The organism is Sediminibacterium soli (assembly GCF_009939225.1).
In the GTDB taxonomy this organism is placed as follows: domain Bacteria; phylum Bacteroidota; class Bacteroidia; order Chitinophagales; family Chitinophagaceae; genus Sediminibacterium; species Sediminibacterium soli.
This window is the reverse complement of sequence record NZ_JAACJR010000008.1, coordinates 844,790-860,469: the sequence shown is the minus strand read 5'-3', so window position 1 is coordinate 860,469 and position 15,680 is coordinate 844,790. Positions and strand designations below refer to the sequence as shown.

The window sequence follows — 15,680 nt, the reverse complement described above, 5'->3', positions numbered from 1 at the left end:
GAATTGTTTAATGGCCTAATGGCCCGGGTCGGCAACAATGCCGGGCTCGGTATCCAGGTCCCTTCAACCACCCAACCATTTAACCATTTAGCCATTTGACAATTTACTCATTCAACCATTCAACCAACTACTCCCCCTTAGTAAAAAACAATGCCTTCAGTTCATTGGCATCATCTGGTTTCATTTTGCCGGCCAGGATCAGGCGTATCTGTCTTCTGCGTAAAGCGCCTTCGTAGAGTTTCTTTTCATCCTCTGTTTCGGGTACCAGCTGGGGAACCGTGCGGGGTTTTCCGTTGGGGTCAAGGGCTACAAAAGTGAAGAAGGCTTCGTTGCTTTCATAGGTATACTGGTGCAGCAGGTCTTCGCCCCATACACGGATATGTATTTCCATGGAGGTGGTGAACGCGCGGCATACTTTGGCTTCGATATGCACCACGTTGCCGATTTTGATGGGGTTCTTAAAACTCAGGTTATCAACCGAGGCTGTCATACTTGGCGCATTGCAGTGTTTGCCGGCGGCGATGCCTGCAGCGATATCCATCCAGTACATCAGCCTGCCACCCATCAGGTTGCCAAATGTATTCGTATCGTTCGGCAATACCAGCTCATTCATAATGGTAAAACTGTCCGACGCCTTGCGTGTTTCCATGAAAAAAGTTTGCGCAAAGATAGGAGAGCAGGGGAGGGATTGGGAATTGGGGATCGGGAAATTTTGAAATTGCCGAATCATTGCCCTCAATTTCAAAATTCCCCAATCCCCAGTTCCAAAATTTATACAACCGCTTTCTCCAGTTTCGCCAGGTAGGCCTCATCCACATCGGCGCCAATGCCCGGGGTATCTGCCAGCTGTAATTGCATACCCGAATAGGTTACGCCACCGGTTACGGGGTCTGTCAGGTGCCCCAGCAAACAGGTGTCGAGATCGTAAAAACGGATATTGTCGTGGGCCATGGCAAAATGAACCTTGGCCGTCAGCGCCACACGGCTTTCGAGCATGCCGCCCAGCATACAGGGGATCTTGTTTTTTTCCGCCACGGCATTGATCTTCCGCGCTTCCTGTATACCGCCGCTTTTGGCGAATTTGATATTGATAAAATCGCAGGCCCTGTTGCGGATCAGTCTTTCCGCATCATGGTGGGTAAAAACGCTCTCGTCTGCCATAATGGGTATGGGGGAAAGCCTGCATAATTCGGGAAGCAGCTCATCGTTCCATTTACGCATAGGCTGCTCGCAGAATTCGATGCCATATGGCTCGAGCGACTGCAGCGCAAACAGCGCATCCTCGTAGCTCCATCCCTGGTTGGCATCGATGCGCAGGCGGATACCGCTGCCGGCCGCGGTGCGTATCTGCCTGATCCGCTCTATATCGTCCGCCGGTTTTTTACCCAGTTTCACTTTGATGATGTTCACTTTTTTTTCTCTGAAGGAAACGGCTGTTTCGGCCATTTTCTCAGGGGTATCTATCCCAATGGTGAGGTCGCTTTCAATCAGTTTCTGCTTCCCGCCCAGGTAGGCATATAGGGGCTGGCCCGCCGCTTTGGCAGCAATATCGTACAGGGCCAGGTCAAATGCGCTTTTGGCGGTATAGTTTCCGGCAGTAAAAAGATCCAGTTCTTCCAGGCGCTGCGCGATGGCCAGCGGGTCTTTGTGCTTCCACAGCGCAGCAAAATCGCGGGCCATGGCAAAACAGGTGGCCTGTGTTTCGCCAGCGATCATCGGAAACGCGGAGCATTCGCCCACGCCGGTGATACCCCCATCCGTATGAACCCGGATAAACAGGTTCTGCGCCTGTTCCATGGTTCCGGTGGCAATGGTGAAGGGTACCATGGGTATGCTGTATTTATATATCTCAACCTGGCTGATCTTCATAGATGCGAATTTCCGGTATTTATGCGGAATCCGTTGCGGGGGGACTGCATCCGGTTGCAAAACGCTGCATGTGGTGGGATTTTTTGCATAATTCCCAGATTCCGTCAAAAGCTTTTTTTACTTACCGGATACCTACCGATATTCGCATATGGAAGGGGGAAGCAACATGAATATTTCTTTTGACAATACAGAGAATGCGTTTGCATACAAAAGCGATAAGGAACTGAAAGGTGCGAAATTCCTGTTCACTACAATGGGTTTTCCCTGGTTTGTGCAGGTAGGTACCCGTCTCACTCCTTTTGTCATGAAAACAGGTCTGCCTGTGCATGGTATTATCCGTAAAACCATTTTCAAACAGTTTGTGGGCGGAGAGAGCCTCGAAGAAACCGCTGCCGTGGGCAATATCCTTGGCAAATACGGCGTGCAGGTGATACTGGACTACGGTGTGGAAGGAAAAGAAGGAGAGGGAAGTTTTGACCATGCCACAGACGAGTTCATCCGCGTGATCAATTATGCGGCCACCCAGACCAATATCCCTTTTATCAGCATCAAGGTAACCGGTCTTGCGCGTTTCGGTCTTTTGCAGACGCTGAACGAAGCGCCGCGTTTGCGCAGCGGAATACACGATCATGAGGAAGAAATAGCCGAGTGGGACAGGGTTCGGGAAAGAATGTATGCGATATGCGAAGTGGCGGCACAGAAGAATATCGGGGTACTGATAGACGCGGAAGAAAGCTGGATACAGGATCCTGTTGACAGGCTTACGATGGAAATGATGGAGATCTTCAACAAGGAAAAAGTGATCGTGTTCAATACCATCCAGCTGTACCGGCACGACAGGCTTCATTTTCTGAAGCTGTCGCATACCATCGCCAAACAGCAGGGTTTTATGCTGGGCATGAAGCTGGTTCGCGGCGCCTATATGGAAAAGGAAAGATCCAGGGCTGTTGAAAAAGGATATCCCAGCCCCATCCAGGCCGACAAAGCGGCTACCGACAGGGATTACGATGCGGCCATCGCCTATTGTATCGATCATATCGAACAGATATCGGTGATCGTGGCTTCCCATAACGAAAAAAGCAACCTGCTTGCAGCGCAGCTGCTGAATGAAAAAGGATTGTCGCACAAACACCCGCATATCCATTTCTCACAGCTGTACGGCATGAGCGATAATATCACGTTCAATCTTGCCAAAGACGGGTTTGCGGTAAGCAAATACCTGCCTTTCGGCCCTATCCGCGACGTAATTCCTTACCTGATGCGCCGGGCACAGGAGAACAGCAGCGTGAGCGGCCAGACAGGTCGAGAACTTTCGCTGATCAAAAAAGAGCTGGCGCGCCGTAAGGGAAGAGAGGGCAAAGCAATTCACAGCTTCTCCCCACAGGAATCGCAATAGCGTTTTCGGGTGTAATTTGCAGCATGCAGCAATACCAGCAATTACTCAGGCATATATTGGAAAACGGGGTGTCCAAGACCGATCGTACCGGTACCGGCACAACCAGCTGTTTTGGTTACCAGATGCGTTTTAATCTGCAGGAAGGTTTTCCGATGGTAACCACCAAAAAACTGCATACCAAGAGCATCATTTATGAACTGCTCTGGTTTCTCCGCGGTGAAACGAATACCAAATACCTCACGGATCATGGTGTAAGTATCTGGAACGAGTGGGCCGATGCGGAAGGAGAGTTGGGTCCGGTTTACGGCAAACAGTGGAGAAGCTGGGAGGGTGCGGATGGTACGGTGGTAGACCAGGTATCCGACCTGATCGGCCAGATCAAAAAAAATCCCGACAGCCGCCGTTTGATCATCAGTGCCTGGAATGTGGCCGATCTTCCTAAAATGGCCCTGATGCCCTGTCATACCCTGTTCCAGTTCTACGTGGCAGAAGGAAAACTGAGCTGCCAGTTATACCAGCGCAGCGCGGATGTTTTTCTCGGCGTTCCTTTCAATATTGCCTCATATGCATTGCTTACCATGATGGTAGCGCAGGTATGCGGTCTTGCTTACGGAGATTTTGTGCACAGCTTTGGCGATGTGCATCTGTACAACAACCACCTCGAACAGGCGCAGCTGCAATTAACAAGAGAACCCTACCCGTTGCCGGTGATGAAGATCAATCCCGATGTAAAAGATATTTTCGGCTTCCGGTATGAAGACTTTACACTGCAAAACTACCAGCACCACCCGCCGATCAAGGCGCCGGTGGCGGTGTAAGCGCCGGCTGGGTTTGCAGATGCGGGGCGGATCATGGTCTTACCCCGTTAGCCATACATGGTAATTCAACTATCTTTAGGTATGATCATTTCACTCGTTGTTGCCGCTTCCTCCAACCATGCGATCGGTAAGGATAACCGGTTATTATGGCATTTACCGGACGATATGAAATTTTTCAAGAACACCACCTGGGCCATGCCGGTGATCATGGGGCGTAAAACCTTTGCCTCTCTGAATGGCAAGCCGCTCAACGGGCGGCTGAATATTGTGATCACAAGACAGCAGGACTGGCAGGCCGAGGGTGTGATCGTTGTTCATTCGCTGGCAGAAGCCGTGCAGGCGGCAACCGAGCGGTATTACCTGGAATGTTATGTGATTGGCGGCGGTGAGATTTACCGGGAGGCCTTGCCTGTTTCTCAGAAGGTATACCTGACAAGGGTGGATACCGTTATCGACGGGGATACATTTTTTCCCGAACTCGATGCCGAGAACTGGGTTCTGCAATCAGCGCGTAATTGTCCTGCCGATGCCAAACATGCGTTTGCCTATGCTTTCCAGCTCTGGGAAAGAAAGAATGCCTGATCTATGCCAATCGAATTTATCAAGATCGCTTATTGTATCAGCGCCCCGGTTTTCCTGGTGTATTCCCTGCTGCCCGGCGCGAGATGGCGGGGAATTGCCGTAAACCTGGTTGCGGTGAGTAACCTGCTGCTGATAGGCAATACCGTTTTTTTGGGACGGCAATTATACGGCTTGTACGAGCTGGCCAGAGTCGTCCATATCGAACCATCGCCCGCGGTAGAACCGGATTACTGGCAGTCGTTGCGGTTATGGCTGATACTGTTACTGCCCTTATTGTCTCTGGTGGCGGGTATACGGCGTAACCGCTGGTTCAGCCTGCTGTTGCTGGTCCTTTTTTATTCGTTCTATACACCGTATACCTGGAATTTTTTCGATTCCCTCAGCAAAGCGATCGTATATGCCTGCCTGTTTTGCGGTGTTTATGCGTTACTTTGGCTTTGTAACCAATTACCCTGTCAATCACCCAATCACTGATGTATTCTCCTTTTCGTCTTGGTATCCGTTACCTGCAATATTACCTGAAAGCTTCCAACGGAAAAGGACATGGTATTCATTCGCCGTTTGTTTTTGAATTTGTTACAAAAGTGTTGAACGATGACCGGCATTTTTATGCTTACCGGCATATTGAAAACCTGCGGAAGCTGTTGCTGAACGATACACGGGTACTTACCATCGAGGACATGGGCGCCGGCTCACGTGTCAAAAAAACAAACGAACGCAGCGTAAAAGATATAGCCGCATCCTCGTTAAAACCCGGCAAGTACAGCCAGTTGCTGTTTCGCATGGTGAACCGGTATGCGCCGGCAAACATGCTTGAGCTGGGCACCTCGCTGGGTATCACAACGGCTTACCTGGCAGCGGCAAATGAAGCGGCAAAAGTGATCACTATGGAAGGCGCACCAGCCGTGGCTGCGGTGGCCCGCGAAAATTTTTCAAAACTGCAGCTGGATAATATTCAGGTTACGCAGGGTAATTTTGACGAGACCCTGGCGCATACCGTGCAGGCTATGGGCAGGATCGATCTTTGTTTTGTGGACGGCAACCACCGTTACGAACCCACGCTGCGGTACTACAGGCAGCTGTTGCCAGCCCTGCACGAGCACAGCATACTGGTGTTTGATGATATTCACTGGAGCAGGGAAATGGAACAGGCATGGGAAACCATCAAACAGCAACAGGAAGTGACACTGACGATCGATCTGTTTTTTATCGGCATCGTTTTCTTCCGCAGGGAGAACAGGGAGAAACAGCATTTTACGATCCGGTTCTGACAGGAACAGAATGTCCATCCGGGTTTATTGAACAAGAAAACTGATATATGCTGCCCGAAAAATTATTGCGTTCACTGGAAGGGAAACCTGGTTTTGATGCAGACGCGTTCCTGGCCGTGCATCATTCGGGCAAACAGGTTACTTCTGTGCGGGTTAACCCTGCCAAGCCGGCTGCATTGGATGCAGACTGGCCTGTTTCACCCATACCCTGGTGCTCTTACGGAAAATACATTGCCGAGCGCCCTTCTTTTACGATGGACCCTTTATTGCACGCGGGTGCTTATTATGTGCAGGAGGCAAGCAGTATGTTTCTCTGGCATATGCTGGAAAAACTGATCGGCACAGACAAACATAAGAGAGTGCTGGACCTGTGTGCGGCGCCGGGCGGCAAAAGCAGTTTGCTGGCGAGTTATTTTTCCGAAGGGTTGCTTGTGGCAAACGAAGTGATCAAACAACGCGCGGCGATACTTACGGAAAATATGACCAAATGGGGAAGCATGCATGCGGTGGTCACGAATAACGACCCCGCGCATTTTCAGTCGCTGCCAGGATATTTTGATGTGATCGTGGCAGACGCACCCTGCAGCGGCAGCGGATTGTTCAGGAAAGATCCCGGGGCGATAGCGGAATGGAGCGAAGCGGGCGTACAGCTGTGCAGCCAGCGGCAGCAACGGATACTGGCAGATATATTGCCTTCGTTGAAGGAAGATGGCCTGCTGATCTACTCCACCTGCTCCTATTCGGAAGAGGAAGATGAACAGATAGCGGACTGGCTGGTTGCGGAAATGGAGATGGAAAATTGCCGGATACCTTTTGCGGCCGAATGGAATATCATAGAAACGATCTCTCCCCGTAAACAGGCATACGGATACCGGTTTTACCCGCATCTTGTGCAGGGCGAAGGGCTTTATATCGCAGCATTCAGAAAGCGGTCGGATACCGGCGGTACCGGCAGGTCAAAACGCGCAGAGATCCCGCTTGCTACAAAAAAAGAATGGCAGCAGATCGATGCATCCATTCCCCTGCCTGAGCAGAATACCCTGTTCAGATCGGCAGATACCTTCCGGGCGATCCCTTCGCAATGGATGGAAGACCTGCACATGCTTGCCGGCAGTCTTTACATCAAAAAAGCCGGAACGGCGATAGGCAGTATCAAAGGGAGAGACATTATTCCCGCGCATGAGCTGGCCCTTGGCGAAATTCCTCTGGCATCCCTACCCGTTATTCCGCTCGATAAAGAGCAGTCGCTGCTGTACCTTAAGCGCAGAGATATTTTTCCGGAGGCAGCCAAAGGATGGAACCTGGTAAGCTATTGTGGATTACCGCTGGGCTGGGTAAAAGTTTTGCCCAATCGCGTCAATAACTATTATCCGGCGGAATGGAGAATTTTAAAAGAGTAATTTTACGAGAGAAACCCGAGACCTATGAAGTGTGCTTTTCTATTGCTTGCCTGTGCCGTAATGTTGCGCGTTTCCGCGCAGGAGAAACTGGTGATCATGGGCAGGGAACCCAACCGGTATGTGGTGCATACGGTGAAATCCGAAACCTCTTTACAGACCGTCAGTAACCAGTTCGGTCAGTCGGTTACCAAACTGGCGGCCTATAACCGCATCAGCCCCAATAAAAAACTGGCGAAGGGAACGCAGGTGAAAATCCCGCTTACCCAGTACAACCTTGTTCATGCAAAAACAGACCGCAGCAGTGCACCCCTGTTTCATAAAATCGCAAAAGGCGATAACCTGTACCGCCTAAGTAAGGACAGCAAAGTGCCATTGGCGACATTGAAACAATGGAATGGCCTGAAAGCCGATGCGGTAAAGATCGGTGACCTGGTGATCGTAGGGTATATGGTGAATGCAAAAACGGAGGAAACTCCTGAGCCGGCCGCGCCGGTTACCGTGAGGGAAGAAACCAAAACAACGCCGGTAGCCGGACCAAAAACAACTGAAGAGACCATCGTTGCAAAAACGGAAGAGAAGCCGGCAGGCAGGAAAGAGCCCGTCATCGCTGAAAAAACACCGCAGGAGAATACGGTAACTGCTAAGCCGGCAGCGGTTAATACGGCAGCAGCTTCGGTTTCGCAGACCGATAATACGGGCTATACACCCCGCGAAGGCGATGAAGGCTATTTTGCTTCTGCATATGCACAGCCGGCGAACGACCAGAACAAGCAGTTTCATTCGGGCGATGCCGCTACCTTCAAGACCATCAGCGGCTGGAGCGATCACAAATATTATGTATTGATCAACGATGTGGCGCCGGAAACGATCGTGCGTATCACCGCACCCAATAACAAAAGCATCTGTGCCAAAGTGCTTGGTCCCCTGCAGGAAACAAAAGGCGGTTCGGGCTTATTGCTGCGTATGAGCAATTCAGCCGCTTCGGCGCTCGGCTTCACCGATCCGAAATTTACCGTTACAGTCACTTACTTTGAATAAAATTTCCGGGTATGCAAAAGATTTTTTTTCTGCTGTTTTGTTTCTTCGCCGTGTTTTTCAGCAGCGCACAGCAATCATTGCTGCCCGCACAGTTCGAGAAAAAAATGCAATCGGGAAATGTGCAGCTGCTCGATGTAAGAACGATAAAGGAATACCAGACCGGTTCTCTGGAAACCGCTTTGCAGGCCGACTGGCTCAACAGCAAAGAGTTTTCAGACAGGACCGGTTACCTGGATAAAAACAAACCCCTGCTTGTGTTTTGTGCGTCGGGTATGCGCAGCGCGGAAGCGGCCAAATGGCTGCAGCAGCAGGGATTCAAAGACGTAAGCAATATGGAAGGCGGCATGATCGCCTGGCGGAAATCGGGCAAGCCCGTAGCCGTTCGGGAAGAGGGCACGAAATCTCTTTTTACACTCGACAGCTACCAGGCAAAAATCAAATCTTCCTCGCTGGTACTGGTGGATGTGGGTGCTCCATGGTGCCCGCCCTGCCGCAAAATGGAACCGGTGATCAGGCAGTTACTGAACGAAACACCCAAACTGTTGCTGTTACAGGTAGAAGCAGGCATCGATATCGATATCATGAACGCCGAAAAAGTGGAAGGCATCCCCACCTTCATCGTCTATAAAAACGGCCGGGAAACATGGAGAAAGCAGGGACTGGTAACCATCGAAGAATTGCGCAAACAGGTGGGTAAATAGGGATGGTTTATAGTCTGTGGTTAATAGATACAAACTACAGACCTTCTCCCCCCGGTTCACCTAACTTATAGCCTCTTAAAAAATCACCCACCGGCATACGTTTTTTTCCTTCCAGCTGCAGATCGAGAACCTGTATATAGCCATCGGCGCAGGAGAATTTGAGAAAGCTCCTGCCGTCGGAGAAGGGTATGCCGGGTTGGGATGCAGGAGTTGCTTTTTCCTTGCTGCTTCTGAATATCTTCAATGTCTTTCCGTCGAGTTTTGTAAATGCGCCGGGAAAAGGAGATAGGCCCCGTACCAGGTTATGGATGCTGTCTGCGGTATTCTCCCAGTGTATTTCGCAGGTTTCGGTAAACAGTTTCGGTGCATGTTTGAGGGTGGCGGCATCTGTGGCAACCGAATCCTGTTCTTTTCCGCCTAAGGTTCCTGATGCCAGTCCTTTAACGGTTCTCACCAGCAATGCGGCGCCGATCGTTTTCATTCTGTCGTGCACCTCGCCGGTGGTTTCATCGGCTCCTATCGGAAAACTTTCCTGCAGCAGTATATTGCCTGTATCGATCTCGTGCCGCAATTGAAAAGTGGTTACGCCGGTTTCTTTTTCCCCGTTGATCACTGCCCAGTGTATCGGCGCTGCGCCGCGGTATTGCGGTAACAGCGAGCCGTGAAGGTTTACGGTTCCCATCGGAGGCATGCTCCAGACCAGCTCGGGAAGCATACGGAATGCCACCACGATCTGCAGGTCTGCTTTCAGTTCCGCCAGTTCGGCAAGAAAAACAGGCGATTTTAATTTTTCAGGTTGAAGTGTAGGCAATCCTTTTTCCAGCGCATATTTCTTCACAGCGCTCTCTGTAAGTTTCATCCCGCGTCCTGCCGGTTTATCGGGCGCAGTAACCACACCCACCACAGGGAATCCTGCCTGCACCAGGGCATCCAGCGAAGCCACGGCAAATTCAGGCGTACCCATAAAAACGATCCTGGGATAAATCATGCGGCAAAGGTAATTGAAGGAGGGCGAGATCGGTGATGCGATTCAACTATTCAAAAAACAGCCGGATGGGTAACCGATCCTGCCATACCTATCGCCGGGCACAGTTTTTTTGGATAGCCGTGGTGTGGGTAAGTTAGCTGAAAATAGGGCGCCGGCTCTTGATTTATAGCCTTACTTTTGGCCCTTTAATACCTCCGACACTCTTTTTCTTTTACAGACTTCGTGGGAAAAGGCGTTAGCGGCCCGATTGTTTCAATTCAAAACCAATATATGCAACAAGTAAAAAAAGGCGATACGGTAAAAGTACATTATCACGGACGCCTGACCGACGGCACTACTTTCGATTCTTCAGACGGCCGCGAGCCGCTGGAATTTGAAGTGGGTTCCGGAATGGTTATACCCGGCTTCGACGACGGCGTTACCGGTATGACCGTGGGTGAGAAAAAGACCGTCACCATCCCTGCCGATGAAGCCTATGGCCCCAAGAATGATGAAATGATCATGGAATTCCCGCGCGACCGTTTTCCCGAAGATATGGTACCCGAGGTTGGCATGCAGCTCAATATGAGCAATGGCTCAGGACAGAATTTTCCCGTAGTGATCGTAGAAGTGCAGGACGAAACGGTGATACTCGACGCCAATCATCCCCTGGCAGGCGAAGACCTCACTTTTGATCTCGAACTGGTCGATATCAAAGGAAAATCGCTGATCATCACACCATAAACTAAGTAAAAAGTAAAAAGTCAAAAATCAAAAAAAGGAAAGCATTATGGCCATCCTTCTTTTGATTTTTGACTTTTGATTTTTTTACTTATTACGCTCTCTTCATCCACCATCCCAGCCAGATTCCCGTAAGTCCCCAGGCCGCAATGGCATCGATCAAATGTGCACGGATATCGAAGGAATGGTACCAGATATGCTGGCTATAGGGCGCATTGATGAATACGATCAGCCCCGTGAACAGGCTGGCGAGCAAAATGCTCCCGAAATTTTTCTTCTCCCATCTGGCCAGTATCCAGCAAAGCAGTGCGATCATTACCATACTCGACAGCAGGCTCCGGGTCATATTCATGTACATGTCGCTCATATTCTGAAACGAAGCATGGTACTGGATCATGGCCCAGGGTTTTCCCGACATCGCTGTTCCCAGTTTCTCGTGTTCTTCCATACTGGCGCCCTTGGGAAGATTGGGTAGCAGGTAACCGCCTTCGGTGAGATTACTGCTGAGTACACTGAGCAGGGTGTCCTGCTTGGTGGTATGCTCCATGGCAGGACGGTGGAGATCGAGCACGGTCCAGGACAGGAATTGCCAGATAAAGATCAGCAATCCGCCTACCAGCGCTCCTACGATGATTTTCTTCATAAGAAGGGTTTTGTTTGCAACAAAATAATACCCCTCCGCTGCTTTTGCAATAGTTGTTGGAAAAAAGACGGTGCAGGATCGGGGAATATTGGTTCCTTTTTGAAACTTTGGCAGGAGAATGAAACAGTTATGAAACAGTATACCGTTGCAGACAGGTTCATGCGTTATGTGCAGATAGACACCCAGAGTGATCCCCAGAGCGATACTTTTCCAAGTACGGAAAAGCAGAAACAACTGTCGGTATTGCTGGCAGCGGAACTGGTGGCCATGGGCATAACGGATGCGCAGGCGGATGCTTTTGGGTATGTATATGCAACGATCCCTTCCAATACCACAAAACAGGTGCCTGTTATTTGCTTCTGCAGCCATATCGACACAGCCCCCGACTGCAGCGGCAACCAGGTAAAACCCATTCTGCATACGCAATACAACGGCAGCGATATCATCCTCCCCGACGATCCGGCGCAGGTGATCAGCGTGAACGAATACCCGTATCTGAAGACCCAGATCGGTAAGGACATCATTACGGCCAGCGGACTGACATTACTGGGCGCCGACGACAAAGCCGGCGTTGCCATCATCATGGATATGGCCACCTACCTGGTGCAGCACCCCGAGATCAGGCACGGTGCTATCCGTTTGCTGTTCACACCCGATGAGGAAGTGGGCAAAGGCACTGCCAAACTGGATATGCAGCAGCTGGGCGCAGCTTTTGGTTATACGCTCGACGGCGGAGAACGGGGCAGTTTTGAAGACGAAACCTTCAGCGCCGACGGCGTTACGATCACCATTCACGGAGTGATTGCGCACCCTGGGTATGCAAAAAACAAGCTGGTGAACGCGATGAAGATCGCCGGCGAAATACTGGCAGCGTTGCCAACAGAAGAATGGAGTCCTGAAACGACAGAAGGAAGGGAGGGTTTTGTGCATCCGGTAAGAATAAACGGTCTGGCCGAAAAAGCCGAACTGGAATTCATCGTCCGCGATTTTGATACCGCTAAACTGGCTGTTTATGAAACCAGGCTGCGCCAACTGGCAACACAGGTGGTGGCCAATTACCCCAAAGCAAGAATGGAATTTGAAGTGGTGGAACAATACCGCAACATGAAAGAGGTGCTTGATCAACACCCTGATGTGGCTGCCTGTGCAGCAGAAGCGTATCGCCGCGCCGGACTTACTGTTACCAAAGAGCCGATACGCGGCGGCACCGATGGCAGCCGGCTGAGTTTTATGGGACTGCCCTGTCCCAATATTTTTACAGGTATGCAGAATATACACAGCAAACACGAGTGGATAGGTGTATCCGATATGCAGAAGGCGGTGGATACACTGGTGGAACTGGTGCAGGTTTGGGAGGAAAGAACTGCATAAAATAAGTTATCCGGCGATAAAAAAACAAAAGCATGTTCACAAAACAACTCGCGTTGATCGCATTTGCAGCGGTTTCTCTGTGCGCTGCGGCACAGGCGGATCCCTTGCTAAAAAAATACTACGCCAATGTGCGTACGGCTTTCAATGAGAACAATGCCTACAAAACCGTTGCTTTTGTAGAACAACGCTGGCGTATTGCCGGCAACAAAGGGTTTAACGAGAGCATAGGGTATGTGGAGGAGATCCTCAAAAACGCAGGCTATACCAACGAAAAAAATGCTGCGCCGGAAGACCGGCTTACCTACCGCATCGAAAAACGCCCCATGTCCAGGCCCACCTGGGAGCCTGTTGATGCATGGGTGGAGATCGTAGGCGATCCGGTACCCCTGCTGCTTTTTCAGACCAACCGAAATATGCTGGCCATTAACTCGGGCAGCACGCCTGCGGAAGGCATTGAAGCGGAGCTGGTGTACGCCGAAAAAACAGGCAAGGAAGTATTGGACCAGCTTGACCTGAAAGGGAAATTCTTTTTTGCGGAACAGCCCGTTTCAACCGTTTACCGCAATGCCATGACAAAAGGGGCGCTGGGCGCCCTCGGGTATGCCCTGCCGCCGTACACACAGCCGCAGAAACATATCCATTCGATACAATTTTCATCGATACAGAATCCGGATACTGCCGGCAAAACATTTGGCATTCTGTTATCGACCTACGCAAAGGACAGGCTGAAGCAGGCGTTGTCGAAAGGAAAGGTCCGGCTTCGGATCAAAACCCTGGCCAACAGGTATACATCGGAGGAGCTGACGATCATTGCGGATGTAAAAGGGAACAGGGCGCCCGAGCAGCGTTTTGTTTTTTCTGCGCATGTGCAGGAACCCGGCGCAAACGACAATGCCACCGGTGTGGGAACACTTGCCGAGATGGCCAGGGTAACCGCGCAATTGGTCAGGCAGAAAAAATTTTCGCCGCAGCGCAGCATCAGCTTTATCTGGGGCGATGAAATTGTTTCTACGAGGAGATATGTTACCGAAGACAGGGAGCGTGCAAAGAACATCCAGTGGGGAATGAGTCTGGATATGGTAGGCGAGGACACGAGGAAAACCGGCGGCACCTTCCTGATCGAAAAAATGCCGGATCCTTCTGCCGTATGGACAAGAGGCGACGAAAAACATACTGAATGGGGCGGCAGCGCATTACCGGAATCGGCCATTACACCGCATTATTTCAACGATTATATCCTTAACCGCTGTCTGGACCAGGCAAAGACAAATGGCTGGGTGGTGCACACCAACCCGTTCGAAGGCGGCTCGGACCATACCCCCTTTCTCGATGCAAAACTGCCCGGCCTGCTGATGTGGCACTTTACCGATGTGTTTTATCATACCGATGCAGACAGACTCGAAAACGTATCTGCCCGGGAGATGAAAAACGTGGGTGTATCGGCCCTGGTATCGGCGATGACACTGGTGTCGCTCAATGAAAAAACGGCGCTGTTCCTTGTGGAAGAATGCAAACAGACCGCATTCAGACGGCTCAGAGCGGAATACGCACTCAGTCGCGAAGCCATTGCAAAAGCTGGCAGCAAAGAAACGGAAACGCATATACTGGAGGTATGGGGCAATTATTACCGCGATGCGTTGGGTAAAATGGACAACCTGCAGCCAGGCGGTAATTCGGCAAGGGTCAAAAAAGCCATCGAAGCAGCGCAGAAGGCGGTGGAAGATAAGACCTTAGCCCTCCGGAAAAATTTGTAGCCCACCTGCCCGCACAGGCTGTAAGAAATAGGTAAACTCTGCTACTAACATAGTATCTTACTAAAAATAAATGCCATGAACTTCTTAGTACAATTCTGGTGGGTGCTGCTGCTGCTTATCATTGTCCTGACAGGACTGGTAACCGTTAGCCAGGGTACCATTGCCGTTGTGACCATGTTTGGAAAATACCGGCGCATCCTTCACCCCGGTCTTAATTTCAAGATACCGTTTGTTGAAAGGGTGTATAAAACCATCAGCATACAGAACCGTTCCGTTGAGCTCGAATTCCAGGCCGTTACACTCGACCAGGCCAATGTCTATTTCAAGAGCATGCTGCTGTATTCGGTGCTTAACCAGGAAGAGCAGACGATAAAAAACGTGGCATTTAAATTCATCAGCGACCGCGACCTGATGCAGGCGCTGGTGCGCACCGTGGAAGGCAGTATCAGGGGATTTGTGGCCACAAAGAAACAGGCCGAAATACTGGTGCTGCGCCGGGAGATCGTTGAGTTTGTAAAGGACCAGATAGACCAGTCGCTCGAAAGCTGGGGCTACCACCTGCAGGATCTCCAGATCAACGATATCACCTTCGACCAGGCCATCATGGACAGCATGAGCAAAGTGGTGGCAAGCAATAACCTGAAAGCGGCTGCGGAGAACGAGGGACAGGCATTGCTGATCACCAAAACAAAAGCGGCCGAAGCGGAGGGTAATGCCATTATGATCTCCGCCAATGCGGAAAAAGAAGCCGCAAGACTGCGTGGCCAGGGTGTGGCCCTGTTCCGCGAGGAAGTGGCCAAGGGTATGACGCAGGCGGCAGAACAGATGAAACAGGCCAACCTCGATACCAATGTGATCCTCTTCAGTATGTGGACCGAAGCCATCAAGAATTTTGCCGAGGTAGGCAAAGGCAATGTGATTTTCCTCGACGGAAGTCCCGAAGGCATGGAAAACAATATGCGCCAGATCATGGCGATGGTGAGGATGAAGGAGCAGAAGCTTCAGGGGTGAGAAGGTCGAATCGTGAGTTGACGTGAGACGTGAGACGTGAGACGTGAGACGTGAGACGTGAGACGTGAGACGTGAGACGTGAGACGTGAGACGTGAGACGTGAGACGTGAGACGTGAG

General features: G+C 50.8%; 16 protein-coding genes. 12 read left to right on the top strand and 4 right to left on the bottom strand.

The annotated features are described in order from the left end of the window. Positions 1-127: 127 nt before the first annotated feature. Both GWC94_RS10885 and GWC94_RS10880 read right to left on the bottom strand, forming a co-directional pair. Positions 128-649 carry an acyl-CoA thioesterase gene (locus GWC94_RS10885; protein WP_161835057.1) on the bottom strand — a complete coding sequence of 174 codons (522 nt, stop codon included), beginning with the start codon at positions 647-649 and terminating at the stop codon, positions 128-130. A 122-nt stretch (positions 650-771) separates the two neighbouring features. Continuing rightward, positions 772-1,869, bottom strand: a complete 1,098-nt coding sequence (locus GWC94_RS10880) for a mandelate racemase/muconate lactonizing enzyme family protein (RefSeq protein ID WP_161835056.1) — start codon at positions 1,867-1,869, stop codon at positions 772-774. 166 nt (positions 1,870-2,035) lie between these two features. Between GWC94_RS10880 and GWC94_RS10875 the strand changes: the two genes are divergently transcribed. The 8 genes from GWC94_RS10875 (at position 2,036) to GWC94_RS10840 (ending at position 9,075) form a co-directional block, all read left to right on the top strand. Beyond that, positions 2,036-3,265, top strand: coding sequence for a proline dehydrogenase family protein (locus tag GWC94_RS10875; protein WP_161835055.1), 1,230 nt, complete (start codon positions 2,036-2,038; stop codon positions 3,263-3,265). Between the two features lie 23 nt (positions 3,266-3,288). Next, positions 3,289-4,083, top strand: coding sequence for a thymidylate synthase (locus GWC94_RS10870; protein WP_161835054.1), 795 nt, complete (start codon positions 3,289-3,291; stop codon positions 4,081-4,083). 81 nt (positions 4,084-4,164) lie between these two features. Further along, on the top strand, positions 4,165-4,665 hold the full coding sequence (locus GWC94_RS10865) for a dihydrofolate reductase (protein ID WP_161835053.1): 501 nt from the start codon (positions 4,165-4,167) through the stop codon (positions 4,663-4,665). A gap of 3 nt (positions 4,666-4,668) precedes the next feature. Continuing rightward, entirely contained in the window at positions 4,669-5,139 is a 471-nt protein-coding gene (locus GWC94_RS10860) for a hypothetical protein (protein WP_161835052.1), read from the top strand. Continuing rightward, entirely contained in the window at positions 5,139-5,936 is a 798-nt protein-coding gene (locus GWC94_RS10855) for an O-methyltransferase (RefSeq protein WP_161835051.1), read from the top strand. Before GWC94_RS10860 ends, GWC94_RS10855 begins: the two co-directional genes overlap by 1 nt. Before the next feature lie 47 nt (positions 5,937-5,983). Then, complete coding sequence (locus GWC94_RS10850; RefSeq protein ID WP_161835050.1) at positions 5,984-7,336, top strand: methyltransferase RsmF C-terminal domain-like protein; 1,353 nt, start codon at positions 5,984-5,986, stop codon at positions 7,334-7,336. A gap of 24 nt (positions 7,337-7,360) precedes the next feature. Continuing rightward, positions 7,361-8,374: a LysM peptidoglycan-binding domain-containing protein gene (locus GWC94_RS10845; protein WP_161835049.1), complete on the top strand. Its 1,014-nt coding sequence runs from the start codon at positions 7,361-7,363 to the stop codon at positions 8,372-8,374. 11 nt (positions 8,375-8,385) lie between these two features. Next, positions 8,386-9,075 carry a rhodanese-like domain-containing protein gene (locus tag GWC94_RS10840; RefSeq protein WP_161835048.1) on the top strand — a complete coding sequence of 230 codons (690 nt, stop codon included), beginning with the start codon at positions 8,386-8,388 and terminating at the stop codon, positions 9,073-9,075. A gap of 34 nt (positions 9,076-9,109) precedes the next feature. Here GWC94_RS10840 and fmt read toward each other — a convergent pair whose 3' ends face one another. Next, entirely contained in the window at positions 9,110-10,063 is a 954-nt protein-coding gene (gene fmt / locus GWC94_RS10835) for a methionyl-tRNA formyltransferase (protein WP_235918513.1), read from the bottom strand. Positions 10,064-10,333: 270 nt separating this feature from the next. On the opposite strand from fmt, the gene GWC94_RS10830 reads away from it, so the two are divergent. Continuing rightward, entirely contained in the window at positions 10,334-10,786 is a 453-nt protein-coding gene (locus GWC94_RS10830; RefSeq protein WP_161835047.1) for an FKBP-type peptidyl-prolyl cis-trans isomerase, read from the top strand. A 91-nt stretch (positions 10,787-10,877) separates the two neighbouring features. Here GWC94_RS10830 and GWC94_RS10825 read toward each other — a convergent pair whose 3' ends face one another. Then, positions 10,878-11,426 carry a hypothetical protein gene (locus GWC94_RS10825; RefSeq protein WP_161835046.1) on the bottom strand — a complete coding sequence of 183 codons (549 nt, stop codon included), beginning with the start codon at positions 11,424-11,426 and terminating at the stop codon, positions 10,878-10,880. A gap of 129 nt (positions 11,427-11,555) precedes the next feature. Here GWC94_RS10825 and pepT point away from each other — a divergent pair, with 129 nt between their 5' ends. From pepT to GWC94_RS10810, 3 genes are all read left to right on the top strand, one after another. Beyond that, entirely contained in the window at positions 11,556-12,797 is a 1,242-nt protein-coding gene (gene pepT, locus GWC94_RS10820) for a peptidase T (RefSeq protein WP_161835045.1), read from the top strand. Between the two features lie 32 nt (positions 12,798-12,829). After that, a complete protein-coding gene (locus GWC94_RS10815; RefSeq protein ID WP_161835044.1) occupies positions 12,830-14,551 on the top strand; it encodes a M28 family peptidase in 1,722 nt (573 codons plus the stop codon). A gap of 75 nt (positions 14,552-14,626) precedes the next feature. Next, complete coding sequence (locus GWC94_RS10810; RefSeq protein ID WP_161835043.1) at positions 14,627-15,562, top strand: SPFH domain-containing protein; 936 nt, start codon at positions 14,627-14,629, stop codon at positions 15,560-15,562. The last annotated feature ends 118 nt before the right edge of the window (positions 15,563-15,680 follow it).